Source organism: Paenibacillus psychroresistens, from assembly GCF_009728935.1.
Classification (GTDB): domain Bacteria; phylum Bacillota; class Bacilli; order Paenibacillales; family NBRC-103111; genus Paenibacillus_AC; species Paenibacillus_AC psychroresistens.
In genome coordinates this window covers 2,068,511-2,094,550 of the sequence record NZ_CP034235.1, presented here as the reverse complement: position 1 = coordinate 2,094,550, position 26,040 = coordinate 2,068,511, and the positions used below count along the sequence as shown (strand labels likewise).

The 26,040-nt window shown below is 40.2% G+C and carries 26 protein-coding genes; 5 read left to right on the top strand and 21 right to left on the bottom strand.

The genetic code is table 11. The annotated features are described in order from the left end of the window. Window positions 1-322 precede the first annotated feature (322 nt). Together EHS13_RS09475 and EHS13_RS09470 are read right to left on the bottom strand one after the other, a co-directional pair. Entirely contained in the window at window positions 323-1,297 is a 975-nt protein-coding gene (locus EHS13_RS09475; protein WP_155700101.1) for an aldo/keto reductase, read from the bottom strand. 243 nt (window positions 1,298-1,540) lie between these two features. Next, window positions 1,541-2,590: an aldo/keto reductase gene (locus tag EHS13_RS09470; RefSeq protein ID WP_155700100.1), complete on the bottom strand. Its 1,050-nt coding sequence runs from the start codon at window positions 2,588-2,590 to the stop codon at window positions 1,541-1,543. Between the two features lie 352 nt (window positions 2,591-2,942). Between EHS13_RS09470 and EHS13_RS09465 the strand changes: the two genes are divergently transcribed. Further along, window positions 2,943-3,545: a TetR/AcrR family transcriptional regulator gene (locus tag EHS13_RS09465; protein ID WP_155700099.1), complete on the top strand. Its 603-nt coding sequence runs from the start codon at window positions 2,943-2,945 to the stop codon at window positions 3,543-3,545. Window positions 3,546-3,757: 212 nt separating this feature from the next. Then, on the top strand, window positions 3,758-4,315 hold the full coding sequence (locus EHS13_RS09460) for a TetR/AcrR family transcriptional regulator (RefSeq protein WP_155700098.1): 558 nt from the start codon (window positions 3,758-3,760) through the stop codon (window positions 4,313-4,315). Window positions 4,316-5,053: 738 nt separating this feature from the next. Here EHS13_RS09460 and EHS13_RS09455 read toward each other — a convergent pair. The 18 genes from EHS13_RS09455 to EHS13_RS09365 all read right to left on the bottom strand — a co-directional run bounded on the left by EHS13_RS09455 (window position 5,054) and on the right by EHS13_RS09365 (window position 21,653). Continuing rightward, a complete protein-coding gene (locus EHS13_RS09455) occupies window positions 5,054-6,262 on the bottom strand; it encodes a YhgE/Pip domain-containing protein (protein ID WP_162463028.1) in 1,209 nt (402 codons plus the stop codon). Between the two features lie 63 nt (window positions 6,263-6,325). Beyond that, on the bottom strand, window positions 6,326-6,952 hold the full coding sequence (locus tag EHS13_RS09450; protein ID WP_155700096.1) for a TetR/AcrR family transcriptional regulator: 627 nt from the start codon (window positions 6,950-6,952) through the stop codon (window positions 6,326-6,328). Between the two features lie 151 nt (window positions 6,953-7,103). Further along, window positions 7,104-7,478, bottom strand: a complete 375-nt coding sequence (locus EHS13_RS09445; protein ID WP_155700095.1) for a VOC family protein — start codon at window positions 7,476-7,478, stop codon at window positions 7,104-7,106. A 614-nt stretch (window positions 7,479-8,092) separates the two neighbouring features. Beyond that, window positions 8,093-8,407: a hypothetical protein gene (locus EHS13_RS09435; protein WP_155700094.1), complete on the bottom strand. Its 315-nt coding sequence runs from the start codon at window positions 8,405-8,407 to the stop codon at window positions 8,093-8,095. Window positions 8,408-8,563: 156 nt separating this feature from the next. Then, window positions 8,564-9,391, bottom strand: coding sequence for a phosphoenolpyruvate hydrolase family protein (locus EHS13_RS09430; RefSeq protein ID WP_155700093.1), 828 nt, complete (start codon window positions 9,389-9,391; stop codon window positions 8,564-8,566). A gap of 15 nt (window positions 9,392-9,406) precedes the next feature. Continuing rightward, window positions 9,407-10,627, bottom strand: a complete 1,221-nt coding sequence (locus EHS13_RS09425; RefSeq protein ID WP_155700092.1) for a Tm-1-like ATP-binding domain-containing protein — start codon at window positions 10,625-10,627, stop codon at window positions 9,407-9,409. Between the two features lie 25 nt (window positions 10,628-10,652). After that, window positions 10,653-11,510 (bottom strand): carbohydrate ABC transporter permease, encoded by an 858-nt coding sequence (locus EHS13_RS09420; protein ID WP_193571487.1) that lies wholly within the window; start codon window positions 11,508-11,510, stop codon window positions 10,653-10,655. Beyond that, window positions 11,510-12,430: a carbohydrate ABC transporter permease gene (locus EHS13_RS09415; RefSeq protein WP_193571486.1), complete on the bottom strand. Its 921-nt coding sequence runs from the start codon at window positions 12,428-12,430 to the stop codon at window positions 11,510-11,512. Before EHS13_RS09415 ends, EHS13_RS09420 begins: the two co-directional genes overlap by 1 nt. Window positions 12,431-12,487: 57 nt before the next feature. Continuing rightward, entirely contained in the window at window positions 12,488-13,951 is a 1,464-nt protein-coding gene (locus EHS13_RS09410; RefSeq protein WP_155700090.1) for an ABC transporter substrate-binding protein, read from the bottom strand. A gap of 27 nt (window positions 13,952-13,978) precedes the next feature. Continuing rightward, window positions 13,979-14,995 (bottom strand): Gfo/Idh/MocA family protein, encoded by a 1,017-nt coding sequence (locus tag EHS13_RS09405; RefSeq protein WP_155700089.1) that lies wholly within the window; start codon window positions 14,993-14,995, stop codon window positions 13,979-13,981. A gap of 3 nt (window positions 14,996-14,998) precedes the next feature. Further along, entirely contained in the window at window positions 14,999-15,328 is a 330-nt protein-coding gene (locus tag EHS13_RS09400) for a cupin domain-containing protein (RefSeq protein WP_162463027.1), read from the bottom strand. A 24-nt stretch (window positions 15,329-15,352) separates the two neighbouring features. Further along, entirely contained in the window at window positions 15,353-15,835 is a 483-nt protein-coding gene (locus EHS13_RS09395) for a DinB family protein (protein WP_162463026.1), read from the bottom strand. A 22-nt stretch (window positions 15,836-15,857) separates the two neighbouring features. Then, window positions 15,858-17,030 carry a CaiB/BaiF CoA transferase family protein gene (locus EHS13_RS09390; RefSeq protein WP_155700086.1) on the bottom strand — a complete coding sequence of 391 codons (1,173 nt, stop codon included), beginning with the start codon at window positions 17,028-17,030 and terminating at the stop codon, window positions 15,858-15,860. Continuing rightward, complete coding sequence (locus EHS13_RS09385) at window positions 17,027-17,617, bottom strand: cysteine dioxygenase family protein (protein WP_155700085.1); 591 nt, start codon at window positions 17,615-17,617, stop codon at window positions 17,027-17,029. The genes EHS13_RS09390 and EHS13_RS09385 overlap by 4 nt, the downstream gene beginning before the upstream one ends. A 15-nt stretch (window positions 17,618-17,632) precedes the next feature. Next, window positions 17,633-18,742, bottom strand: coding sequence for an LLM class flavin-dependent oxidoreductase (locus tag EHS13_RS09380; RefSeq protein WP_155700084.1), 1,110 nt, complete (start codon window positions 18,740-18,742; stop codon window positions 17,633-17,635). After that, window positions 18,735-19,472 carry a CoA-transferase gene (locus EHS13_RS09375; RefSeq protein ID WP_155700083.1) on the bottom strand — a complete coding sequence of 246 codons (738 nt, stop codon included), beginning with the start codon at window positions 19,470-19,472 and terminating at the stop codon, window positions 18,735-18,737. The genes EHS13_RS09380 and EHS13_RS09375 overlap by 8 nt, the downstream gene beginning before the upstream one ends. Further along, the gene (locus EHS13_RS09370) at window positions 19,462-20,331 is read right to left on the bottom strand and encodes a CoA transferase subunit A (protein ID WP_162463025.1); all 870 of its coding nucleotides are present in this window, start codon (window positions 20,329-20,331) and stop codon (window positions 19,462-19,464) included. The genes EHS13_RS09375 and EHS13_RS09370 overlap by 11 nt, the downstream gene beginning before the upstream one ends. A gap of 122 nt (window positions 20,332-20,453) precedes the next feature. Next, window positions 20,454-21,653, bottom strand: a complete 1,200-nt coding sequence (locus EHS13_RS09365) for an acyl-CoA dehydrogenase family protein (RefSeq protein ID WP_193571485.1) — start codon at window positions 21,651-21,653, stop codon at window positions 20,454-20,456. Window positions 21,654-21,863: 210 nt separating this feature from the next. Here EHS13_RS09365 and EHS13_RS09360 point away from each other — a divergent pair, with 210 nt between their 5' ends. The 3 genes from EHS13_RS09360 to EHS13_RS09350 all read left to right on the top strand — a co-directional run bounded on the left by EHS13_RS09360 (window position 21,864) and on the right by EHS13_RS09350 (window position 24,937). Then, window positions 21,864-22,751 (top strand): LysR family transcriptional regulator, encoded by an 888-nt coding sequence (locus tag EHS13_RS09360; RefSeq protein WP_155700080.1) that lies wholly within the window; start codon window positions 21,864-21,866, stop codon window positions 22,749-22,751. Window positions 22,752-23,151: 400 nt separating this feature from the next. Beyond that, the gene (gene cysK / locus EHS13_RS09355; RefSeq protein WP_155700079.1) at window positions 23,152-24,081 is read left to right on the top strand and encodes a cysteine synthase A; all 930 of its coding nucleotides are present in this window, start codon (window positions 23,152-23,154) and stop codon (window positions 24,079-24,081) included. Window positions 24,082-24,193: 112 nt separating this feature from the next. After that, complete coding sequence (locus EHS13_RS09350; RefSeq protein WP_155700078.1) at window positions 24,194-24,937, top strand: hypothetical protein; 744 nt, start codon at window positions 24,194-24,196, stop codon at window positions 24,935-24,937. A 104-nt stretch (window positions 24,938-25,041) separates the two neighbouring features. Here EHS13_RS09350 and EHS13_RS09345 read toward each other — a convergent pair whose 3' ends face one another. Continuing rightward, window positions 25,042-26,034, bottom strand: a complete 993-nt coding sequence (locus tag EHS13_RS09345) for an HRDC domain-containing protein (RefSeq protein WP_155700077.1) — start codon at window positions 26,032-26,034, stop codon at window positions 25,042-25,044. Window positions 26,035-26,040: the final 6 nt, after the last annotated feature.

The window sequence follows — 26,040 nt, the reverse complement described above, 5'->3', positions numbered from 1 at the left end:
CTATTGGCAATTGAATTATAATGGAGCAGCCTTCGGCTGCTTCTTCTGGGAAAAAGGATGCTGCTTCTATTTGGCAGCATCCTCTTTTTGTTCAATGCAATTTCCTACAAAAATCGATGAAACAGATACTCCGATAGTGGTGCAAAGCTCTAATTCGTGATAATGTAATTGATAATAAAGTCAAGGGATGGAGCAACATATTTTGAAATGAAAATGGATTTATTTGAAAGGAAGCAATATAAATCGGCAATTATTTTACTAAGGGTAAGATGGTATGTGAGATATTTCCAAGAGCGTTATAGAGTTTTTTATTAGTTGTACTTTACTTGTCAACTTTATCTAAGAAATCTGCCGGCAAGCGGTCTCCGGAAATTTCAATCTTTGAAAGTGCGTCATTCAAATCAACCAGTTCCACAGGAGTTAGTTGAACCTCCGTTGCGCCAAGGTTTTCTTCAAGACGCTCCAATTTTGTTGTACCTGGAATCGGAACAATCCATGGCTTCTGGGCAAGGACCCACGCGAGTGCGATTTGAGCCGGCGATGCGTCCTTCCCAGCAGCAATCATCTTGATCAAATCGACTAAAACCTGATTTGCTTCCATATTTTCATGTGTAAATTGAGGAACAATGCTTCGGAAATCGGAGCTTTCAAATGTTGCATTCTTATCAATTTTTCCGGTAAGGAAACCCTTGCCTAGCGGGCTGAAAGGAACAAAACCGATTCCGAGTTCTTCAAGTGCAGGCAGAAGTTTTTCTTTAGGGCTTCTCCACATCATGGAGTACTCACTTTGAATCGCAGTGACCGGATGAACCGCGTTTGCACGGCGAATCGTGTCCACTCCTGCTTCAGAAAGTCCCCAATACTTAATTTTACCTTCCTTGATTAGGTCTTGTACGACTCCGGCTACTTCCTCAATCGGCACGCTCGGGTCAACACGATGTTGATAGTATAAATCAATAGTATCTATTTTAAGGCGTTTGAGTGAGCCTTCGACGGATTGCCTGATTTGCTCTGGCTTGCTGTTAAGCACCTGCTGGCCATTTACCGAATAAAAACCAAATTTAGTCGAAATGACAATATCTTTCTTGAATGGGGCAAGCGCTTCTCCTACCAATTCTTCATTTGGACCATACGCTTCGGCAGTATCGAAGAAAGTAACACCGCGATCAACAGCCGCATGAATCAGCGAAATCATTTCTTTTTTGTCTGGTGCAGGACCAAATGCAACGCTCATTCCCATACAACCGAGCCCAATAGCAGAAACTTCCAATTCTTTTCCTAATTTACGTTTTTGCATTATTTATCTTCCCCTTCATTTTTGGTTGTCACATTCAACTGTTTCATTTTGACTGTCCACCTGTAAGCTAGAGACAACCGGGGAATAGTAACTGAATAGCTTTAGCAACTATATTAGCTTCTCCAGCAACTTACGGCTCTCGCAGCGACGAAATTTCCTTTTTGCACAACCAGCTAGAACAGAATGGGAAACAATTTGTCTCTAGAAAAGACACGGATTTTATCTACAATCTGAACGGCAGAACTATCTACGCAAGACTTCGATTCCACCAGTAATGTACTTTTTATTGACTGGGTTTGCGAGAGTCTCATGTGGGAAGCCCAAGTCAATGCGGCTTGCTTCGTCAAGCCGCTTGATTTGATCGGAACTGAGATTAACTTCTAGAGAGCCCAGGTTATTTTCTAATTGCTCAACTGATCTCACTCCCAAAGTAATGGATGTGACGGTTTTCTTGGAGAGGAGCCAAGCGAGCGCGACTTGTGCAGGCAACTTGTTAATCTCTGAGGCAATTTGATTTACTTCTTCCACAATTGTCATGTTGCGTTCCGTAAATTTGCCTTGAGTGATAATGCCAGCTTTTTTAGTGCCTTTAATTTCTGCTGAGTCGACTGAATATTGAAAGTCTTCTCTGGTATATTTTCCGGATAACAGTCCGCTTCCAAGCGGCGACCATGGAACAACACCAAGCCCCATATCATTGGCCATCGGAATCAGTTCCCGCTCGCTCGTCCGCTCAATAAGACTGTATTCAATTTGAAGTGCCACAAGTGGAGACCACCCCCGCAGATCGGCTATCGCTTGCATTCTGGCTACTTGCCAAGCGGGAGTGTCCGAGATCCCCACATAGAGGACCTTTCCCGAGCGAACCAAATCGTCCATTGTTCGCAATATTTCTTCAACAGGTGTCGTGTCATCCCATATATGCATATAGAGTAGATCAATGTAATCGGTTTTGAGTCTTTTAAGACTTTCTTCAACTGAGCGAACCATGCTCTTGCGATGGTTTCCGCCTCCATTTGGATCGCCAGGATGTGCATTCATCGTATATTTGGTGGATAGAACAATTTGGTTACGCTTATCTGCCAGAAGGTTCCCCAACATCTTTTCGGATGAGCCGTTCATATATACGTTAGCCGTATCCACGAAGTTGCCGCCTCGGTCGGTATAAAGATCAAGTATTTTCTGAGCTTCGTTCATGTCAGTGCCCCAGCCCGCCTCCGTGCCAAAGGTCATGGTTCCAAGACTCAGTTCGGAAACGCGCAGACCGCTTTTACCCAAGAGATAATATTTCATATATTTTCCATTTCCAATTCAAATTTGTTTTTGTAATTACTATATTGACCACTATCTTGACCGTAAAGAATAGTCACCTTTGGGGCGGAACTTTTAATTTTTTCATGACTTTTTTTAAATTCATTAAGCTGATTCTGATATAGAAGTAGCTGACGATCATTACGCCGATGCTGTCAAAGGTGACATTTTTTAAAATAACCTATTATCTGTTACATGTAGTTTTGCAATACACTGTCCCTCCATAATTTAAATTTTGAATTAACATTTACTATATTTACACTAACTGTACTTAATGTCAAGTAATAAAACAAAAAAACTTGACACTTTTCATCTATTTTGTTAACTTAAACTCATGGATAAAAAAGAATCGGCAAGACTGGGACATGTTCTTGAAACAGCTCTTAATATTTTTTCACGATACGGTTATAGAAAAACGTCCATTGAGGATATCGCAACAGCAGCGGGCATCTCTCGACAAGGGATATATCTTCATTTTAAAAATAAAGAGAGTATCTTTAGCGCTTCAATTCAAAAAACGATTTATGACGGCCTTCAAGTGGGAGATCAGATACTTGATGATGATGCGTTATCGCTGGAAGAAAAACTGTTTAAAGCATTAGATGAATGGTTTGGTCGGCATGCTGGCCTCCTTCTTCCTGAAGCCTCCGATCTTGCTGCTCAATGTCAGCGCGTTCTCGGGGATGTTATTGCAACAAGTAATTCCTCTTTCCAAACAAAACTTCAAAAAATCATTCAGGCTTCATCTGTAAAAGAATCAACGGAATCGGTTAAAGATGCTGCGATTATTGCCGAGATATTATTTGCCTGTGGATCGAAATGGAAACATAGTTGCTCTTCACGTCATGAATTTATGGTGAAGATGTCTGATGCAATCCACTTGTGTTGCCGTGATTTAAGTAATTTAAAAGAAGCTACAAATAAAGAGTCTAACTGAAAAACTCAGTTAGACTCAGACTGTAGACAAAGCCCCAGTTTATGTGGGGCTTTGTTTAATTCATCTTTTATTAAGAAAAATGGCTCTGTTTCTTATCGTGCACTTTTCTCTCTATTGTTATCATGAATAAATAAGCAATAATGCCTTTCAGTCCGAGTAATTGGAGTACTAGCAAGCTTGACAATCATCGACTTAATTGTTAATTTTAAAATATGGACAAAAAAGAATCGACAAGACTAGATTACGTGTTGGATACAGCAATATCTGTATTTTCCAAAAATGGTTATAGGAAGACATCTATTGAGGATATTGCAAAGGCTGCGGGCATCTCACGTCAGGGAATTTACCTTCATTATAAAAATAAAGATGACCTTTTTCGCGCCTCATTTCTTAAAGCTTTTAATGATGGTCAACTTACAACTGATCAAGTAATTGAAGATGACACATTAAGCTTGGAAGAAAAACTTTTCAAGTTATTAGACGAGTGGTTCGGCCGTCATGTAGGACTCCTTCATCCCGATATCCAAACCCAATGCGAACGTATCCTCGGAAACGCTGTTATGATCAATAGTTCTTTATTTCAAATGAAAATCGAACAGACTATTCTGTCGGCATCTAAGGAGAAAACAGACAACAAAGAAAAACAAGCTAAAACTATTGCTAACATTCTTTGCGCTTGTGCCTTAACCTGGAAATATGCACTTGTACTGCGGCAAGAGTTCTCAGATAAAATGAGTGCTGCCATTCACCTATGTTGCAAAGATTTATAGTGACGGATGAGCAAGCTGATTGCGGTCAACGGCGATTCCTTTCCAACAGAAAATGATGCCCTTGATCTTAAAGAAACCGCTGCCAATTGGCAGCGGTTTTGGTTTTAATCAACAAAAGAGTGGACATGTGGTCCCTTCTGGATATAGCCTAATTTTAAAAACCTCTACACCAATTACGGGAACAACAGATTGCCAATGAGCTCCATAACGGTATGGCACAATCCTTAATAAGTGACCTTCGCAGTAATTAATCAAAGTTTGACCCTGATTAGATTTTCTTTTTGCATAAAAAAAGACAACCTTTTATTTGTGCTGGTTGCCTTTTATGTAGCTAATATTTCTAATCAGTTTGATTCGATTTATCACATTAAAAAACTTTGTTTTATATACAAAAACTTTATTTTATCTCGTCAGTAATTTTCAAAATCCTTTTCAGAGAGCTCGTGTGCGCCAACCATAATTCACATGAAAATCCATTTTCTAAGCTTCTGAAATAGCGAAAATAAATCCCATGATCAAGAATGTACGAGCCAATAAATAATTTCTTTCCCTGCAAGTCTTCTATGGAGCTTATCTCATTGTTTGACAGGTCAACAGATACTTTTGTTTAAAGCAACACAATTGTAGGTTCTGTTGCTGAATGGCGCTTTATTTAACAAGATAAATGCTATTCTAGAAAGCCAATTTGGATGTAGGGGCCAGTATCTGACCAGTAAATAGCTGTTCAAACAAAATATGCTAAATGGCAGTTCCCTGCTCCACACTAATCGCTGGTTCTTTATGTTTTTTCAAAACAGACAGGAGACTAAGCACAATACTTGCGAAGCCGATGATACTTAATGTCCAGATTGCATCGCCTATATTTAACCCTTTACCAAAATAGAACAAATCGCGCAGCCCCTCTACAGAGAAACGAAGCGGTATCCACGAGTAGAGCCAGTCATGGCTGAAGGCTGGAAGCAGTTGCGGTGGCAGAGACAATACTGGTGCACCGAAGAAAAAAACTAGGACGAATAACGGCACGCCTGCAAGTCCAAGCCAGCTCACAATCGCGGTTTGCAGCAGGAAGAATATGAATCCGGCAAAGAACAAGAAAAGATAGGTCTCCCCATAATTTGGAATCGATAATCCCAGCCATTGGCCTGCTATCAGAAGAATACTGCCAGCTGCTGCCGCATTAACGACAACACCACCCGAGATCTGAGCTACCCGTATGCCAAGGCGGTGGAGACGTGAGCCTGATTGAACTGCTTTCATTGATGCTATAAAAAGTAACATAGTACCCACCATAGCACCAAACCAGGCAAGCTGAGTCAGAACAATAGGCGCATTGCCGTTCGAGCTATTCGTTCCTACAGCATTGATCATTTTCGTTGTGACAGAAATAGGTGAAGCGAATGCTTTGGCTTGATCAATGGTTAGCGTAGTACCGCTGTGTTGTCCAAGTTGAGCCAACAGCTGCTCTCTTATTTGCACGTTGATGCCTGCAACCATCTGGCTGATTACTTGGTTTGTCATGGCTGCTCCGTTATAATTCATCCCTTGATTCACATAGACAGTAATCAAGGAGGGCAGAGGCTGGGGGGTCAACAAACTGGTAATTTTAGTACTAAAATCAGCTGGAACCACGATGGCAGCGTAAGCCTGCTCATGATTCATCGCGTCGATTGCTTCCTGCTCGGTCCCCAGTATCGACCAATGCAGCGGGGAAATCACACCTACTGAAGCTGGAGCCATTGATAATTTATCCTCAATCGTCTTGCCAAAATTCATTTCTTGATTAGTCGGCAATTTAACTCCGCTATCGCTCTGAACAAGCAGTACAGGCAAATTCTTCGGTGCAGGGTTGACTGTTGATCCTAGTTGAGCTAAACCAAGAAACAGGACGACAAGAAAAACAGCAGGAATAGCAAGATACGGGTGTTTCTGTTTAAAAAAACGATTCATATACATCCTCCTATAGGCATTTAATTCATTCAACGTTGTGTGAACGAATTAGCAAAAAAATAATCACTTTCTCCATAACGAGACTGTAAAAGTGACCATATTCTTCAAATAACTTTCCACGTCCGAGTTGTCGACTAGGTTCAATTCTGTCACTTCAGAAAAAACAGCCATAATGCCTATCGAAACGACTTGTTTTGCGGCAGCTTGAAAGTCCATTTCACGAATTTCTCCGTCCTTCGCTCTATGTGCCAAAGCATCAGTTAGTGCTTGACTCCTTTGCAAAATCATTTTGCTGAAAAAATTTTTGTCCTCTGACATAATCGATTCGGAATTGTGCAGCATGATTTTCAAGAAATCTCTATCGCCTGCCATCGTTTTGACCATGCCGCTAACCAGAAGATAAAGCGCCTCTTCCAATGGCTGCCCCGGCTTAATACCGGCAATCAGATCATCCATAATCTTCACCCTGTAAGCCTGAGTCTCCTGAAAAATGGTCTCCAGAATTTCCTGCTTGCCGCCAGGGAAATAATGATACAACAGCCCATCTGTAATCTCTATATGCTTGTTGAGTGTCCGAATAGAAGTACCATGATAACCGTGCTTAGCAAATAACTCCTTAGCGCCTTGTAGAATTTGAGCTCTGCGTTCAGCTGCCTGAAGGTCGCGACTAGTTCTGGGCACTTTTTTCATGATCTCGTTCTCCTATCTTAATTGCACAAATTCATTAAACGATCGTGTAACGAAATTATAATTTATTATTCTATTGAAGTCAACAAGCAAACATTAAACTATATGGTTCGGATAGTAAGTCAAACATTCTAATGCCTAATCTTTCTGAATCTTACTCTCCTATATACAATACATTCCACCGATGACCATCCAAATCGGAGAAACCGGCGCCATACATCGATCCATGAACATTTGGCTTACTAAAGATTGTGCCGCCTGCCTTTTCCGCCTTTTCTACCATTTCATCCACTTCTTCCTTGTTCTCTGCTTCAATGGTAATCAATACTTCTGTACCTTGTTTTGTATCTGCAATTTCATTTAACGTTGAGCTTTTGAATGTAGGCTCAGGAAAAAGCATCACAATAATATCTCCAATGGTTAAGCAATCACCGTATCGCGGATCCTCAGAAAATCCGAGCTGGTTGAAAAACTCTATAGACTTTTGGGGATCTTTCACAGGTAGGTTTATCCAAACTTTCTTTACCATGTTCATTCTCCTCTTTTCTTTTCTTAATTTATTTTACGGCTAAATCGTTCCATTTATCTTCTTCGACTGTAAAAGAATCCGCCACCGCCAAATACTAATATAACAATAATAATGATTAACACTGTATTCATGATTAGTCACACCCTATTTTCGTATTTATAACAATACTTAAATATACACACTACAGAGGAAATTGAAACTCCAAATAGTTATTTCGCTTAAAGAACATTCCAATCTACAAAACTCAAATTGTAATAGTAAATATTATCCACATTTCCTTACGATTCTCCTTATTAGTCGACATTTTGCTGCAAAAAAGGAAGAGATCGCATTACGCTCCCACCTATTTTTTTTGTGATTGGATCTATAAGGTGAAACAGCAAATCAAACATATAAACTAAACTGTGTTTTATGACGAAATAAAATAAAGTTTTTGTATGATGCCCAAGATTTAACCAATGATTTATAAAGCTTAATTGGCATTCTAAAATAATTAAAGTTTTTTAATAGGGTCATCTTGGTTAGAAATTTAGTTAGATTTAAGAAAATAAAGTTTTTTAATCAAACCAAATAGTCTTTTGAGCAAATAGCAAATACAGATGAGTTAATCCAGATCACTTCCTCACGACCGAAGCATTCCGCGGCTTTACCAGTATGATTCCCGGCAAAAGCGAATCGGATTTAATGGAAGGCAAGGGCGGTAAAATGACGACCAACACACCAAAGCAACCTGCACTGTAGCTACTAAACTGGTTTTTCACATCCTTAAAGTACTCAAAGATGATCGCCCTTATGTCATCTGTGATGTAGACGGTGAAGTCATAACCAAACAGCAGGCTAGGCAAACCACTGTTGAAAAAATGGAAAATAACTGAAGAAAACCCAGAAACCTTTAAGACGAAAAAAATAGAATCCAGATCGGTATGCAAGAGTCAGCCTAAGCTCCTCACCCTGATCGGGATTCTTTCCTATTTTTAACACGAGTACTATCATTGATAAATATCTATTTTTAAATTCTTCTTTTATATTATGTCTGCGGTCGAGTCAATAATATAAAAGTACCTAGCGAATGCCGATTCGAATATCTAAACCTTTACATTTTTAAAAGCTATGACCTGATCTCGAATTGCTTTTTCGGTGGGCAATCTTTCAATACTAGATGCCCCGAAGAATCCTGCTATTCCTTTGGTTTTTGAAAGGACATATTGTACATCCTCCGGCTCAGAAATTGGCCCCCCATGGCAAATGACTAAAATATTGGGATTTATTGATTTCGCTACATCATGTATGGATTGAATTTTTTCTACACAAACATCGATGAGCTGGGCTGATTTAGAACCAATTGTACCTTTAGTAGTTAATCCCATATGCGCGACTAAAACATCGGCCCCAGCTTTTGTCATTTTCTCAGCTTCAATTTCATTGTAAACATAAGGTGAGGTAAAAAGTCCAAGCTCCTTAGCATGCCCAATCATTTCAACCTCAAGATCGTAGCTAAATCCCGTTTCCTCCATATCCTGTCTTGCTATCCCATCAAAGTAACCAACCGTTGGATAGTTCTGAACACCTGAGAAGCCCATCTCTTTAATTTGTTTCAAAAACAATGGCATAATTCGAAAAGGATCTGTTCCACATACTCCAGCTAACACTGGTGTGTCTTTAACAATAGGTAGGACCTCTCGTCCCATATCAACAACGATTTGGTTAGCGTCGCCATAAGGCAGCATACCTGCTACTGATCCTCGTCCAGCCATGCGAAACCGCCCTGAGTTATATATTATGATTAAATCTATGCCGCCAGCTTCCGCACTTTTAGCCGAAATCCCTGTACCCGCTCCTGCTCCAATAATAGGAACCCCAGCAGCTACCCTTGCGTGTAAACGTTCCAAAATTTGTTCTCTAGTAAATGACATATGAAAACCCTCCTATTAAATTGTCTGATTATTAATTAAGAAGACTAGCTTCTTTGCCATTTGGAGTGCGAATTCTTCATCGTTGATATGGTTATCCAATTCCACAAGCTCAATACGAGGATCAAGCTTTTCACGAAGAGCTTGGAACAATGCCGCATCCTCTTGAGGCCCATTAAATGGCTGACCTTCTTTATCAAGTGCAGATACACCCTTTAAAGGAATGTAGAGGGAAACGCGATCTGGATACCTATTTAATTTAGATGCAATCAATTCACCTAGCCGTTTATTCTCCGCTATATTGGTGCGCATTAAGGTTATATTGGGGTTATGCTGGTGGAGCTGTCTCGTCCTCAGTTGCTCAGGAACCGTTTCAAGCGGACCAAAGTTAGCCATATCTAACGCCCCCAAGGAAACCACCTGCGGAATGCCAAACTGACCCGCCATCGTTAAGCGAGTCGGACCTGCACTTAATAAGCCTCCAGCAACATCATCGGCCAACTCACTAGTTGTTATATCCAGTACACCTGCAAAAAAGCCAGCAGCAATTAAATGCTCCATAGTTTGTCCGCCAATACCTGTTCCATGAAAAACTAAAACCTCGAAGCCTTGCTCTTCCAAGTAACTTCTTGCCTTATCCACACAGGGTGTTGTTACCCCAAACATCGTAGTCGCAATCAATGGCTTGTCTATATCCGCTAATAAAGCTTGTCCTTGAACCATACCAATTAATGCATTAGCCGCATTGGCTAACATTTGACGGGATATACGATTTAACCCGGATATATCTACAATTGAATTAAATAGTGTTACGTCTTTCATCCCTACATAAGGCCGGGTATTTCCAGATGCCATCGTAGTAACCATAACCTTGGGAATGCCAATTGGAAGTGATCGCATAGCAGCAGCGCCAATCGTAGTGCCCGCACTCCCGCCTAAACCAATAATTCCATCTATTTGCCCTTTATTATGCAATTCAATTACCTTAGCAATCGCTCCATTCATCATAGTTTCTACAGCTAGACCACGATCTTGTGTAGAGATGAGATGCTGTAAGTCAGCACCACCTAAGGTAGCAATTTCTTCATTCGAGACTTCAGGCAAGTAAAACGCAGGACCTAATACCCCCGTATGAATCGTAAGTGTGTTCAGCCCTGCAGCTTCAATTAAACCTTTAATATAGGCAAATTCAATTCCTTTGGTATCTAAAGCACCTATTATTACGACTGTTTTTCGCATACTATTCACCTGCTGCTTTTCATAATCAACCTTTAATTCCAGTTAACGCGATACCTTCAACAAAATAACGCTGCGCCACAAAGAACAAAACAATAATTGGAGTAACTACAGCCAAAGATGCTGCCATGAGATATCCCCATTGTGCATGAAGTTCTCCTTTAAAAGAAGCCAGACCAATCGCTAAGGTATATTTTTCACTAGAATTTATATAAATTAAAGGTCCTAGGAAATCATTCCACACATCAATAAAAGTAAAAATCGTAACGACAATAAAAGCTGGCTTAGCCAAAGGAAGAATCACCTTATACAAAACAGTAAACGGTTTCGCGCCATCCATAAAAGCTGCTTCATCTAATTCTTTGGGAATGGTCATGAAAAATTGCCTCATTAAAAAAATATGAAAGGCACCTCCACCAAACCAAGCCGGAATAATCAAGGGCAAGTAAGTATCAAGCACACCGAGGTATCTCCATAGCATAAAAGTCGGAATCAACGTAACCGCATAAGGCATCATTAGCGTTGTCAACAAAATCCCAAAAACAATTTCTCGCCCAGGCCACCTCAATCTTGCAAAGCTATAAGCTGCAATTGTGCTCGTTATAACAACACCACTAATTACAAACAATTCTATCGTCATCGTATTAATAAAATAACGTAGAAAAGGTGCTGCCGTTAAGGATTCTGAGAAATTATCCCATTTAAAAGGTTTTGGTACCCATTGTGGCGGAAAAATAAAGATTTGATTATTATCCATTAAAGAGCTTCTTAGTAGCCAAGCAAATGGAATAATCATGAAAAGACTACCTACAATTAATATTACATAGGTTAGAATTCGTAGAATCGCGAATTTTTTCCGTGATCTAGCATTAACAATTGTATTCATCAGCGTTGATCCCCCTCGTAATAAACCCATTTACGTGAGGTCTTAAACACGATAAAGGTCAAGATCATAATTATGAAAAATAATATCCAGGCAAGTGCACTTGCGTAACCAATTTTTGTTTCTGTGAAAGCAGTTCGATATAAATAGAACACATAAAATAAGGATGAATTATTAGGACCACCATCCGTCATGATATAAGCTTGATTAAAAATTTGAAAAGCCCCAATCAAAGACATGATTAAATTAAAAAAGATGGTTGGTGTCATTAAAGGGATGGTTACATGAATTAGCTTACGCAGAGCACTGCCCCCATCAACTTCAACTGCTTCATATAAATGAGTGGGTATACCTTTAAGTCCAGCTAAGAAAATAATCATCCCATTCCCTATTCCCCACGCACTCATAATCACAATGGAAGGAATAACCGTAGCCTCGTCATAAATCCAATTCGATGTAGGTAAGCTAAATTGTTTAAGAATTAGATTAAATAGACCAAAATCAGGATTATATAACCATAGCCAAAGCATGGAGCTCGCGACACTTGGAACAACTACAGGTAAATAATAAACAGTCCGGAAAAAGGAGAGTCCCTTTACCTTTTGGTTAAGCAGCATAGCTACAATAAAGGCTAAGAACAATACTATTGGCACACTAGCAAGTGCATAATAGGTAGTCACAAATGCTGATTTTTTGAATAACGGATCTACCGTAAATATATGCTTATAATTCTCCAGTCCAATAAAAGCAACATGATTATTACCAATTTGCCAATTCGTTAGACTAAAATATAAGGAAGCAATGATCGGACCTAAGGAGAAAAAGAGAAATCCTAATATCGCCGGCAAGGCGAATAGAATTCCCCATCTTTTTTCCATTCTTGCCAGTCCGGAGGTTTTTCTAGGAATTTTCAATTTCTTCATGGTACCCTCCTTGTGCCACCTGAGTTTAAGCAGGTGGCCCTAATTATCTTAGCTTGATTAATTTTGTGTGTATCTACCTTGAAGCAGTGGTTGTACCTTAGGAGCAAGTGCGTCCAATACTTCCTTAGCTGGTTTTTTGTTGGTCCATATATCATCTAATGCTGAATCAATCAAAGTTCCAATTTCCAAGTAACCGATTAACGAATTTGTCGGCATAGCCACTCCATTTTTAAACTGATAATTTACTACAGCATCATTAAATTCAGCTGGATGACTTGCATTTTTAGTCCATAGATCAATGGAAGCTTGTTCTGTAAAATATTTTGTTTCGATCGGCATCCAAAGTCCCACTGAATATAAATCTACTTGGGCTGGATCATTATAATAGGAGTAAAATTCAAGTGCTTCAACGGGATGCTTAGTTGAGCTAAAGATAACCCCACTTGCCCCTACAACACCTGTTTTTGGTTCCTTGTATTTTGGCAGCACACCAATACCATAATTTAGCTTAGTTGAAGCAAGATCTAATAGCTTCCACATACCATCTTGAATCATCGCAACCTTCTTGGTTTGCAATTGCACTTCTGTTCCTGGTGCATTTTTCTTCGTTGTTGGTGTTGGTGAAACATGATACTTATAGACTAAATCCTGTAAATTTTGGAACGCTTGAATAGACTCAGGCGAATTCAAGGTATATGTCTTCCCATCCGCACTAGCTATGTCTGAGCCATTGCTAAGAATATATGGGAACCAGCCTCCTGATCCATTCGGAAAGTCAAAGCCATATTGTACAATATTCTTAGAGTCAAAGCCTGCCTCTGTAGCATTTTTACCATTTTTATCCTTGGTTAGCTTCTGAGCTACAAGTAGGAACTGATCCCAAGTCCATGCATTCTCAGCCTTACTTGGGGGTAAATCCAAGCCTGCTTCAGTAAATAAATCTTTATTATAGAATAAGTTCAAACTATCTGATGCAAGCGTTGAACCAATATATACTCCTGGAGCTGGATAAAGCTTAGCTTGTGGGATACGATCCTCTAATTGTGGGAATTGTTTTAAGTAAGGTGTGAAATCAAGTAGCTTACCTTCTTTTCCCCATTTCAAGGCAAGTGGTGTATCCAAGTAACCAACGTCTGGCAAGCCGCCAGCTGCCATAAGTGTATTGATTTTAGTTCCATAATCCCCTGGAATGTATAAAGGCTTAACGTGAATACCTGGATGAGATGCGTTAAAGGATTCAAGCATTTTATCAATGGCTTTTTTCTCATAAGTACTTCCCCAGTAGGAGAATGTGAGTTCAACTACTTTTCCATCATTAGCTGCCGGAGCAACTGTAGGTGCAGCCGTATCTGTTGGTGCTGTGCTCGTAATGGCATCTGTTGGTTTTACACTTTCTGCTGCTGATGCGCTATTAGTTGCCGCTGCATCATCCTCTTTCGTGCTTCCGCATCCCCATAAAGCGATCGATAAAACTGAAATTAAAAGAATGGATAATAAGCCTTTTGTCATTATTTTCTTCATGTACAAAACTCCCCTTTAACAATCTGATTAGTTTCTAAAATAGTCTTCAATAGCTACGTGCCTTTTTAATCTCGATGAATCTGCGGTAGCGAATAAAGCAGCTAATGTTTGTAAATTGTCCAGCCCAGAAGGTTGAGGTGCACGATTTTCGCGGATAGCTTCAGCAAATTCAGCTAAAGTACCGTGTATGCCCTCATGCTTATTTGGGATAAGAGGAAGCTTGGTAATCACTTTTTCCGCATTTACGGTGTATACTCCATACCCTTCACCCAAGTCATCTAGATGAATCGTGCCTTGTTCACATTGGATGCGCCAGACGCCTTCCCATGGATCCGCGATTCCTTGTACAATCAAGCTGCTAAGATAGAATACAGGAACTCCTAAATTCGTTTCATAAACAGCTTGGACATGAGGATCGCCTAAGTAACCACTATCAGGCTCATTCCACGTTTTACCGGAAACACTCGTAATCTCTGTATCCAATAAGAAACGAATCATATCCACGTGATGCACAGTCATTTCTAAGAGAATATAATTCTCTAAGGCTAGCTGATAAGCTCTTCCTATATGGTTACAAAAGAAGTGCGATTCAACAAAAAGCGGCTTACCCAGCGGCTGCTGCAATAAAGCTTGCTTTAAAGTAAGTACAGTTGCATTGAAGCGATAATTCTGGTTAATCATAATTTGCCTATCGTTCGCTTTAGCAAGGGCAACAAGCTCTTTGGCTTCTTCCAAATGCAACACAAACGGCTTCTCAATCAACACATGAAACCCTTGCTCTAGCGCACTTTTTGCAATTTCATAATGTGCAGGTGAGAAGGCCTCAATAAGCACCGCATCTGCTTCTAGCTCTGAGAATGCAAGCTCATGATCTGTATAACGATTAGCATTGGCAACAGCAAATTCTTCGCCTGCTTCCCGTAACGCCTCTGGATTCTTGTCGACTAGACCTGCAAATGAGAAATCCGCTGAGGGGACGACTATGTTTCTCGCCACACCTCTACCATGACCACCCAAACCAACGTGTATTAGCTTTAATCCCATCTCTTACTCCTCCTTATTGCGATATAAGTATCCGATTGAACCTCCAGGAGGGAGAACTCCGTAGATATAAACGGCTGTCATTTCCTCGGTAACAATTAAGGAATGCTCGTCTCCTTCTTTGGTTAAAACCAAATCACCAGGACCAATTTCATACGTATCTCCCTCGGTCGTACAAACACCTCTACCGCTGACAATAATCCAATATTCATTGCAAGCATGATAGTGCAAAGGAACTTCCTGGCCTACCTTTAAATGATTGATTCCATAATGATTAATCTCACTCCATTGCGGAAACTCTTCTACCTTCTGTTTGGCTACTTCAATAACGGGCATGCGTCTCAACTCCTTCATATTTGTTTAAGCTTTTGCTGCCAATGTCCCAATAATACGATCAATTTGTCGAAGATGAATATGCGTATGCGTTATAAAATTTTCGAAAAGCTTATGAACAGTTACCCGCTCACCTTTATAATTCAAAGCACTTAAGCTCCAATCTTCATCTGTTAAACCTTTATAGAATAAGCCATTGTAATGAGCAGCACTCCGAAAAAGCTCAAGCGATTCTTTAGCCGGAATCGCATTAACCTTGGAACGGGCAACCCATTCATCCTGAGCATACAGCGGCCAAATTTCTAGAAGTGGTTCAGCCAGTACCTTCCGTACTCTAAAGTAATGAACAACGGTTGCATCTACAAGATGTCCCAGAACCTCCGCGATACTCCATTGATTTAAAGCCGACTTCCACGTTAGCTGTTCCTCATTTAAAGATTGAAGCTTCTGCTCTAATAAAAGATAAAGCTCGGTATACTCATTAATATTGGCTAATTGAATGTCACTCAAATTATCCACTCCTTTGCTGATCTTAGTTGCCTTGCCATTCGTCAAACACTTGCTCTGTATGTTCACCTTTTTTAGGAGGTCGACGATAAATTGAATTTTGAAATCCACTAAGCTTAACCGGGAACGGAACTGTTGAAGTCGTTTGCCCACCTGGAAGCTCTAAATCTTGGAGCAACTCAAGCTCACGAACAACAGGATCATTGAGAATATCTTCAAAGGTATTAATAGGTGCACAAGGAACACCTCGGCGATCAAACTCTTCTAACCATGCTGCCGCCGTTTTCTCAGAAAATGAAAGCTGCAGTATTCCAGCAAGTTCTTTTTGATTAGCTGCTCTTAAAGCCTGTGTAGTGAATCTTGGATCGTTAGCAAGCTCCGGCTGATTAACAGCTAAAGCAACCTCACGCCACAGCTTATCGTTTCCAGCAGCTATAACAAACGGTTTATCCAATCCTTGAAAGCCTTGATAGGGGGCATTACGTGGATGCGCCGTTCCTAAGCGACGTGGAACTTTCCCATTCCCAAAATATTCACTAGTTTGCAGGGCAGATATACCAAGCAAGCTTCCAAGCATAGAACAATCAATATGAGTGCCAATACCGGTTTGTTTCGTCTGTAATAGCGCAGCTGTAATCGAATAGGCACTGTATAAGCCTGCTGAAAAATCAGCTACGGGAACACCGCATTTTACCGGATTACCATCTTCATCACCTGTTACACTCATCAATCCACTGATGGCTTGTACGGTTACATCAAAAGCTCCTTTTTGCGAATAGCTTCCTGTCTGCCCGTAACCTGAAATCGAGCAGTAGATTAATGCAGGGTTTGCTAATTTTAAATTCTCATATCCTAATCCAAATTTACTTAGCACTCCTGGTCGGTAATTTTCAATGATTACGTCTGCATGCTGGCAAAGCTGTTGAAGTCGTTTTAACTGATCCGGATTCTTAAAGTCAACGGCGATACTCCTTTTATTACGATTCAGGGAAGCAAAGTTTGAGCTGAACCCGTCACCGTCTTCATCAACAAAGAATGGCGGCCATTCTCGCATTCCATCACCGCTATCAGGTCTTTCAACCTTTACAATGTCAGCACCTAAATCGCCCAACAACATTCCAGTAAAAGGCCCAGCTGCTATTTGACCAAATTCGATGACTTTAATTCCACTGAGTGGCCCTTTTTGAAAGTCACTCATGACAGATAAATCGCTTCTGCATTGTCATGCTTTGTTACCACATCTCTTAAGCTGCCGGTTAAGGGATCATGAATATGACGAGGCTTCTTACCAATATCCGCACCATAAATATGAATCGTGATAGCCGTATCATCGGATAGATTAGAAACCCCATGAATATCGTATTTAGGCGGATATACAAAGGAAATGTCTCCCTTAACAACTTGAATTGTCTTTGCAATTTCTAATATGAATTGCTGTGCAGCAGCAAGGCCGTTATCTATGCGACGATATCGGGTTTCCACTAGTTCACCTGTATACACTCCAACCAACCCCCAAATTAGGTGATCATGCACAGGTGCCTTCTGTCCCGCCCCCCAAACGAATGCAATTACAGAGAAGGCTTCATCCTCTGGCTTGTATAACAAATATTGGGCATATTTATCAGCTTGTGGCTTAAGATAGCTAGCAGGAACTAGATTCTCTGTTTGTAATAGTTTTTCTAAAAAAGGACGAATTTGATCAACAATTGCACTGTAATCTTGATTCACTGCTAGAACAGAACGGATATCGTGCTCTAACTCGCTAAATGGATATTTTATACTCATGATTTGTACAACCTCCTAAAGTTCTAATGCTGCCAATCTGGCACGGACCCTTGGAATGATCTCACTTCCGATAGCTCCAATTGTCTCTAAATGGGGAAAGCCTCTTAATAAGACCTTATCAAAGCCTAATTGGATATATTCAATAATTCGATCCGCTACTTGATCCGGTGTACCTACTAAGGCTATCGAGTTTCCACTTAATACTTGAGTTAAGCCTGCCCACAAATTTGGACCAATTCGAAAATCCTGAGCTTTAGAATCTACCATCAGCTGATGCAGCCTTTTCAAACCAACGGAATCTCCTTTAATATTCGCTTGTTCCTTACCTGAGATGGCGATATGATCTGCTTTACTGATCGTTTTCTGAGCATTCGCCCATGCTTGCTCTTCTGTATCCCCGAGGATTACCTGAAAAGAGATACTGTAGCTTAGCTTTCTGTTGTGCTCACTTACAGCCGCCTTTACTTCTTCAATTCGTTCCCGAATAAAATCAGTGGTTTCTCCCCACATCATATAAACATCCGCCACAGAAGCTGCTACTTGAATACCTGCTTCTGAAGCACCACCAATATAGATTTGCGGTTCAGCTTGCACGGGTTTTGGAAATAAGGAAGCCGCTTTTAGTTGGTAAAACTCACCCTCATGATCAAATTTTTCTTCTGTAAACAAGCGTTTAACCACCTGGATAAATTCATCTGTACGGCGATAACGCGCTCCATGATCCAAAAAATCTCCGTCACTTGCTTGCTCGGCTGGAGAGCCACCTGTGACAACATTTATTAAAGCTCTACCACCGGATAAATAATCAAGACTAGCAAATTGCTTCGCAAAAACAGTTGGCGCTGTAAAACCGGGACGAACCGCAAAGAGAAATTTCAAGGTTTCCGTTTTGGGTACTAGGGTTGCTGCAATAACAAGTGAATCCAAGCAGTTGCTGCCTGTAGGCAATAGTAACGTTCCAAAACCGTTTTTTTCTGCTGCAATCGCGATTTCTGTAATGTAAGCTAAACTCGGCTCACGTTCTGCTGATGCCGTCCAGCCTTCAAGCTTGCTTGTTCCGCCACCCGTATTTCCCACATACTCTCCATCACCCGAGGTAGGTGCCATTGTAATAAATTCAACCATTATGTCTAATCCCTCCTATAGTAAATTCCGGATAAATTTGTTTAAGCTCTTGCCTTACCTTAGTTCTTAAAGCATGCAGCTCTATAGTTGATGGTGGTACAATTTCTAGAATTGGCTGCTCCATATTCTTAATATTTAAATCGAAGCCTGTTTTTTGTTGAATTTCATCTGCATTCATTTCAGGTGCTGAATGAGTTAACTCTAATCGCCCCGTAATAATCGATGGTCGAAGGATTGCGAGCGGTGTGATAACTGCTTCGAGCAAGCCATGCTTTTCTTCGCGAAAATTAAGCGAGGAATGACTTGAAGTAAAATCTAGCTTCTCCGGAAAACCTTTTACTTGATGATCTGTTTTAAAAAGCAAGATTCTTTTACAGCGATAGTAAACCATAGCTGAGCCTGCTCCACCGGGAAGCCTAATCTTCGGAGATTCATAATCTCCAATGACGTGCAGGTTAATGGATCCATACGAATCAATTTGCGCACCACCAAGGAAAAACACATCGACTCTTCCTTGTTGAATCCAATCAAAAAATTCTTTAGTCCCTTCGAAAGGCCAGTGAGCTGGATCTCCAATGATGTAAACATTAGCTTTGGGTGCATGCGTTGCAAGAGCTAACAACGCTGCCGCTGCTGGAATCGGAGAATGATTACCAACGGCGATTGTTTCTCTATCTCTTAGTTCACGAGCTAGCGAACAAATCATCAACTCCTCCGCGCTATATGTCATAACAACTCTCCTGTCGAATAAACCGATGGATATAATCTGTGTAGTTAGAATAAGTAATTATATTTTCATGCAAGTATCGCTCGAACGCTTCCGTGCTTTTTGAAGCCTCTACATATTTCAATATGTAGTCTCGATCCATCGAATAATAAGGTGTACAGCTTGTTGGATAGGCTCCATAGGGCGCTTCAACAATTGCTGTAATATATTGAGAAGGCACCAATGTTCCCAAAGAATGATTTAAATGTCCCACTTCAACAATTTCTTCAACAGAAACTATAACTTGCTTCGATGCTTGTGCAAGAACTCGATTATTCTGCATCTTGTTTACAATTACATTTCCTGACCTATCCGCTTGGTAAGCATGAAAAATACTAACATCTGGTTGAATAGGCGGAACCAAAACAATATCTTGATAAGGAGGAAAGGGATTAGAAATAACTTTAAAATCTGCTCTCACTTTCAGATAATCTGTCCCCAGCATTCCTTGAACAGACATAAAAGGAAGACCCATTACAGCTGCTTGTAGACCAGCCGCAAATCCAGGACAGCTATGGTCTAAAGTTTTCACAATGCCATTTTCAGCAGCTCGTCTATAATGTGGAGCAAAACCAAACTCACCTAAGGTAATATGAGATAGCTCAATCGTGTCAATAATTCCAGCACCAATTAAGATATCCGCGTTTATTGCAACTGAACCGCTGCAGAGCAGATGCAATTGCTTAAGCTCACTTCGAATGATTTCTCGAATGATAGCCATTGGGGACATGTCCATATTCCCGCTAACTGCAATAACAGCTCTATTATTAATGAGTGAAACGGCCTCACTAATTCCAATGAATGGAACGGACAGCTTAATCACTTCCCCTCTTGAGAAATTGAAGTCTCCATTACTTCGAATATAAAACTTTGCATATAGGGATACTTGGTATTAATTCGTGAATTATAGACTGAATTCTACGATGTGAAGTATCATTAGTGAAATTAGAGTTTATGAAGCGTTGATTCATTTTTCTTGAATTCTTCCAATGCATTCCTTGCAAGTCCATCAATTACTTGATCATCCATTGGCGGGTTATGCAAACCGCAATGAACATCACGGAATAACCTTTCAAGCTTATTGGCTTTTAACAAGCTTTTGCCACCCATAATACGCATGGCTAACTCCACTATTCTTATCGCCTTGTTACAGACCACATGTTTGGCATGCTGAAACTCCACTGACATATGAGGGCGATATTCTATATTCTCATCCCACCTTGCTGCTGCAGCATAAAGTAAAGTACGGGCTGTCTTAAGCTCTAATTCCAATTCACCTAATTTGGCTCGCACATGAGGTAACTCGCTGATAGACCCCTGCAAGCTTGGCGGGCTGTAGTTAGTAGCAAAATCCAATATTAAATCTCTTGCACTAAAAGCAATTCCCGAGTAGACGGCAGGTATATGAAAAAGAGATGCCCCACTATCCTTCCCCAATCTTTCTAATCCGCTGCCGTATTCCCCCATTAGGTCATGTTCAGGTACAAAAACCTCATCTAATATTAAATCATGACTGCCTGTTGATCGCATTCCCATTGTGTCCCAAGTTGTAACCAATTGAATTTTATCGCTTTTCTCAACTAGAAACTCCCCATAAGTTTCTTCATTCTCTAAGGAAGCATATACCGTAAATCGTTGTAAAATAGGAGCAAGAGTGCAAAATGATTTTCGACCCTTTAAGATATATCCTCCAGGTACCTTACGTGCTATCGTTTGAGTTCTTCCCCCTCTTCCTGGATTACCAGCAGGCTCAGTGACGAACAAATTTAGCAATTCCCCGCTAGTTATAGCTTCTTCACACAATCGTTTAAAGATATCTTCCTTCCAAGGTCTAACAACACTCAGATTATAAAAGAAACCAAGATGCCAGCCAACCGATAAAGCAGTCGATGCATCACAGCGTGCTAACCTCTCCTGAATCAATATTATCTCATACAACGAAATGCCTCGTCCGCCATACTCCTCAGGTATAGTCAAATCAAAAAAATTATTTTTTCGTAATATATCATAATGTTCAAAAGGAAAATCACCCGATTTATCATATATGTCAGCGGTTATCGCAAGTTGAGAGGCTAGTTGGTCTGCATATTGAGCAAGCTCTTGCTCTCGTTTATTACGTATAAATCGATCTATTTCCTTAGGCATAATCTATTCCTCCTCTCTGCTTATGAAGCTCTAAGCTGCCAAATAAACTTTTTTATTCTATTCAATATTAATTCGTAGTATTTTTGTAGGTTTAATGTGATTTTGATTCGATAAGTGTTATGATACAGTATAATTTACTAATTGTATAATTGAAAAATAAGAACGAACGGTTCATTTTTTATGAACTAACCATTAAAGTGAGGTGTATCCATGGATTTGCGGACAATTAAAACGTTTAAAACAATTATTAAGCTAGGCAGCTTTCAGAGGGCTGCTGAAGAATTACAATACGTTCAGTCTACCGTCACCACGCATATTCAAAAGCTAGAATCTGATTTAGGTGTTAAGCTCATTGAACGTGGAAAAAACCTCCGATTAACTGAGGCAGGACGTTTATTTAGTGAAAAATCGGATAGCCTAATTAAGGATTATGACTACTTGAATCATGCGATGAACGAATTTATCAAGGGTGAATCTGGTGTAGTTCGACTAGGGATAATGGAGCCAACTGCCAGCTACCGCATCCCCCTCATTCTCGCACCTTTTATGCAGCTATATCCCAAGCTTCAGATTAGCATTCAAATTGGCAATACTTCTATTCTTAGCGAAATGCTTGATAATGGGATTATTGATATTGCGATTTGCACTACGCCAGAGTCTGGAGTCGGCTCTTCTTTTGAGCCCCTATTTGTTGAAAAACTTGGACTACTTGTTCATCAATCTCATCCATTAGCAATTAAAGAGGATATATATTTGCACAACCTGCAGAATGAGAACTTATTACTTACTACCTCTACCTGTCCATATCGCAAGAAGTTGGAAAGGTCCTTGCTTGAGAAAGGTGGGAGCCCTTATTTAGCTACTGAAATTGGGAGCATGGCCGCCTTAAAATATTATGTTCAAGCTAACTTTGGTTTAGCCGTTGTCCCTTTAATTTCGGTCACTCCCTTACCTGAAGGCACTATCTTAAAAGAATTGCGGGATTTGGATTCAGGTCTAATCACAGGTATGCTTAGAAAAAAAGAAAGCCCCCCATTTAATTCGGCTGGGGAGCGATTAATTGCCTTTTTGCGTCAAGAATTGCTTAATTTCGAATAAATATTGCGATGAAGTAGAATCCTTACGCGAATCTACCTATTAATGCAAATACACGCAAAACCATACATGGTCGAGTTCAATTGCACATGCTTTATGGCCAAAATGGAGTAGACAACTAACATTAGATATCAAAATAAGGAGCAGATGCATTTTGGCAATCTACTCCTATTTTCGTTTTTCTATTGTCTGGAACTATTTCCAGTTAAGATATTTATTATCCCAGATCAAGAAATCTTGGTAAGATATTTTTTTCCACGCTGCTTATTGTAATTGCTAATTTATAACCAAACCATGTTTTTTCTATCAAAAGAACTGATTAGTCATGTCTTCTTCAAGGTGCTAAAGTTGTAATACCGACTAAATTCATTGGGTTACCCAATTAAAAAAGGAATGATATTTCATGTCAAAAATCGCCCGCAATTTAACAGAACTGATTGGTCATACCCCTCTATTGGAGCTTACCAATTATAATCGTATTCGAATGCTGGGGGCTTCTTTAATAGCCAAGCTGGAATATTATAATCCAGCCGGAAGCGTCAAGGATCGTATTGGCGTTGCAATGATTAAGGCTGCGGAAGATCAAGGCTTACTCCATAAAAATTCGGTCATTTTTGAGGCTACTAGTGGTAATACGGGGATTGGACTAGCTTTTGCTGCTGCAGCATTAGGCTATAGGCTCGTTATTACTTTACCTGAAACCTTCAGCATTGAACGTCGAAAGCTGTTAAAGGCTTATGGAGCTACTATAGTGTTAACTCCAGCTGCCGAAGGAATGGCAGGTGCTATTCGCAAAGCTGCTGAATTGGCTGAACAAACACCCGATTCATTTATTGCTCAGCAATTTGATAATCCAGCTAATCCAGAAATTCATCGCCAGACTACAGCAGTTGAGATATGGGAGGATACCGCTGGTGAAGTCGATATTTTCATTGCAGGCGTTGGTACAGGTGGGACTATTACGGGGGTTGGCGAGGTTCTGAAGCAGAAAAAAGCTTCCGTGCAAATCATTGCCGTTGAGCCAGCCGATTCACCCGTATTATCAGGCGGAAAGAAAGGAATTCACAGCATCCAAGGAATTGGGGCAGGCTTTGTACCTGATAACTTAAATCTCGCTGTTGTCGATGAAATCTTTAAAGTGAAAACGGAGGATGCAACAGCGACAGCTCGCGCATTAGCCAGATTAGAAGGATTATTAGTGGGTATATCGTCAGGTGCTGCCGTATTTGCGGCAACTGAAATCTCCAGAAGACCTGAAAACAAAGGCAAAAAAATTGTTGTTCTACTACCGGATTCAGGAGAACGTTATTTATCCACTGATCTTTTCGAGTAATAGCATGTTAAAAATATGGGTATTATGCAACTTAATGTAAACAAAACCGTCTAGTTTAATAAAGCATAATTCAATCATTATGTTCTTATTTTTACTAGCGGAGGTGTACGCGATGATTTTCCATAAAGATGCGCTAAAATTGTTGATTGTGTTATTTACTATAGCTCTAATCCTATCCAGCTGCAGCCGCAATGTGATCTCTGAGAAAAATCCTGTTATCCAACAACAAGTTAAAATTGATTGGACAGATTTTCTTAAGATTAATGCTACTTCTTATACCGGTTCTCAGGAAAAAGCTCTTACTGACCCAAGCAAGCTTGGTGAAGAGATTGGCAAAGTTACTTTCCATGTAGCAGATGTAGTCAATGATCCGCATTATATCCCTAAAGATGGAGATGCCGCACTCTTAGCGGTAGGGTCCGTTGTTCGTGCAATTGCTGATTATCCAAATCATGAAATTGTCGCAGTTCAAAATAAAAATTCTATTGGTGGTTACAAAATTTATGTGGAGGATAGTAAACAAAAAGAGCTTAGATTGTCTTTCGAAGAAGCTGTTCAGAGCAATAAGGTAACTGAGATAGCTATTTATCCAATGAATAACAAGCAAAAGCTCATTGTTAAATTGGACAATGGACAAGAGCAGTCTCTAATTAGCATGCTGCAAAGAGCTGCAAAAGAACAAATTCATCCTGATAAAGCTGCAGTGGTTGAGCCGATTTATTATCAATTTGTGATGAATAGCGGTTCGGCAATAGGTTATGTGGATACCTTCTATAAAGCAGACAATTATTACTATTGGTATCATCCTGAAGCCAATCAGCTGCAAAGTGCTTTTGCCAATTTTTTTCCCGAATGAAAGAGATCTAGTTAATATAAATGCTCAAGGGGCTAAGTGAAATGGCAATCCTCCAAGTCGTTTATGACTTGGAGGATTGCCTCTTCATTTTTATAATATCAAATTTACACAGCACTTAACTTGCGGTGCTTCAAGCGAACAAGCCGCATCCATTCATAGGTTTTGTTTACGTCCTTTTCCTTAAGCTGCTGCTCATTATAAAGCTTGAATAAAACAGGCTTAAGATACTTATCACCCAGCTCTGCGAATAATTCCTGTACTTGCTTCTGTTCTTCGTGATCAACCGCAACTAACTCCAGCTCAACAAGTGTATCGACATCATAGCCTTCCTTGGCTAACTCCTCTACAGCCAGTATTAAATCACGTCGTGTCATGGATAGCTGCTTCTCAAGCGTTGCTAGGTTTCCCCCTTGCGCTATAGCCTCTAGAAGCTTACGTTTTCCAGCCAGCTTCACCTCAGCTGTTTCTTGACGCAATCGTCTTTGCTCACTCAGCCACATTTCGAACTGCTGCATATCAATTCTTTCATTCACCCAATGAAGTGGAAATCTAGTTTCTCTTGCAAACTCTTTGGTTATGGCAATGATTGCTTCACCATATGTACCAATTCTACCTTCACCCAAGCCAGGGATTTGTTTGAGTTCTTCTAACGAATGCGGCAAAAATGCACTAATCATATCAAGAATGCGATTGGAAGCGATAATAAATGCTGATCTCCCGTCCTTGCTTGACTCTTCTTTTCGCCATGCACGCAAGATATTAAACACCTCATCATTGCGATGCAGCTCGCTGTAATGATAGAGCATTTGCGTTTCCCTGCTTCTCGAAGAAATGGCTTGCTCACCATCTCCATAACCTTCAAGCAACGGTACATACCCTTCTTTGATTTTATCTTGCAGCCTTTCACGGAAAACCTGAAGCATAACATTCCATTGTGTGCCTTCAAACCAGCTGGATTGCTCTGCTTTTCCATCCTCATTAATCTCATTCCATAATACATGCCAAGCCCCTTGCTGTTCACAAATCGAAACCTGTGAAGTCTTAACCTGATTTTCCTCCACTCTTTTCTCCAAGCTGTTCAAAAAAATTAAATTCATCCTCTC

Bases quoted from the DNA above. Each gene is read 5' to 3' on its own strand.
- EHS13_RS09475 (WP_155700101.1), bottom strand. From the start codon at position 1,297: ATGCAAAAACGTAAATTAGGAAAAGAATTGGAAGTTTCTGCTATTGGG.
- EHS13_RS09470 (WP_155700100.1), bottom strand. From the start codon at position 2,590: ATGAAATATTATCTCTTGGGTAAAAGCGGTCTGCGCGTTTCCGAACTG.
- EHS13_RS09465 (WP_155700099.1), top strand. From the start codon at position 2,943: ATGGATAAAAAAGAATCGGCAAGACTGGGACATGTTCTTGAAACAGCT.
- EHS13_RS09460 (WP_155700098.1), top strand. From the start codon at position 3,758: ATGGACAAAAAAGAATCGACAAGACTAGATTACGTGTTGGATACAGCA.
- EHS13_RS09455 (WP_162463028.1), bottom strand. From the start codon at position 6,262: ATGAATCGTTTTTTTAAACAGAAACACCCGTATCTTGCTATTCCTGCT.
- EHS13_RS09450 (WP_155700096.1), bottom strand. From the start codon at position 6,952: ATGAAAAAAGTGCCCAGAACTAGTCGCGACCTTCAGGCAGCTGAACGC.
- EHS13_RS09445 (WP_155700095.1), bottom strand. From the start codon at position 7,478: ATGGTAAAGAAAGTTTGGATAAACCTACCTGTGAAAGATCCCCAAAAG.
- EHS13_RS09430 (WP_155700093.1), bottom strand. From the start codon at position 9,391: ATGTCATTTACTAGAGAACAAATTTTGGAACGTTTACACGCAAGGGTA.
- EHS13_RS09425 (WP_155700092.1), bottom strand. From the start codon at position 10,627: ATGCGAAAAACAGTCGTAATAATAGGTGCTTTAGATACCAAAGGAATT.
- EHS13_RS09420 (WP_193571487.1), bottom strand. From the start codon at position 11,510: ATGAATACAATTGTTAATGCTAGATCACGGAAAAAATTCGCGATTCTA.
- EHS13_RS09415 (WP_193571486.1), bottom strand. From the start codon at position 12,430: ATGAAGAAATTGAAAATTCCTAGAAAAACCTCCGGACTGGCAAGAATG.
- EHS13_RS09410 (WP_155700090.1), bottom strand. From the start codon at position 13,951: ATGAAGAAAATAATGACAAAAGGCTTATTATCCATTCTTTTAATTTCA.
- EHS13_RS09405 (WP_155700089.1), bottom strand. From the start codon at position 14,995: ATGGGATTAAAGCTAATACACGTTGGTTTGGGTGGTCATGGTAGAGGT.
- EHS13_RS09400 (WP_162463027.1), bottom strand. From the start codon at position 15,328: ATGCCCGTTATTGAAGTAGCCAAACAGAAGGTAGAAGAGTTTCCGCAA.
- EHS13_RS09390 (WP_155700086.1), bottom strand. From the start codon at position 17,030: ATGAGTGACTTTCAAAAAGGGCCACTCAGTGGAATTAAAGTCATCGAA.
- EHS13_RS09385 (WP_155700085.1), bottom strand. From the start codon at position 17,617: ATGAGTATAAAATATCCATTTAGCGAGTTAGAGCACGATATCCGTTCT.
- EHS13_RS09380 (WP_155700084.1), bottom strand. From the start codon at position 18,742: ATGGTTGAATTTATTACAATGGCACCTACCTCGGGTGATGGAGAGTAT.
- EHS13_RS09375 (WP_155700083.1), bottom strand. From the start codon at position 19,472: ATGACATATAGCGCGGAGGAGTTGATGATTTGTTCGCTAGCTCGTGAA.
- EHS13_RS09365 (WP_193571485.1), bottom strand. From the start codon at position 21,653: ATGCCTAAGGAAATAGATCGATTTATACGTAATAAACGAGAGCAAGAG.
- EHS13_RS09360 (WP_155700080.1), top strand. From the start codon at position 21,864: ATGGATTTGCGGACAATTAAAACGTTTAAAACAATTATTAAGCTAGGC.
- cysK (WP_155700079.1), top strand. From the start codon at position 23,152: ATGTCAAAAATCGCCCGCAATTTAACAGAACTGATTGGTCATACCCCT.
- EHS13_RS09350 (WP_155700078.1), top strand. From the start codon at position 24,194: ATGATTTTCCATAAAGATGCGCTAAAATTGTTGATTGTGTTATTTACT.
- EHS13_RS09345 (WP_155700077.1), bottom strand. From the start codon at position 26,034: ATGAATTTAATTTTTTTGAACAGCTTGGAGAAAAGAGTGGAGGAAAAT.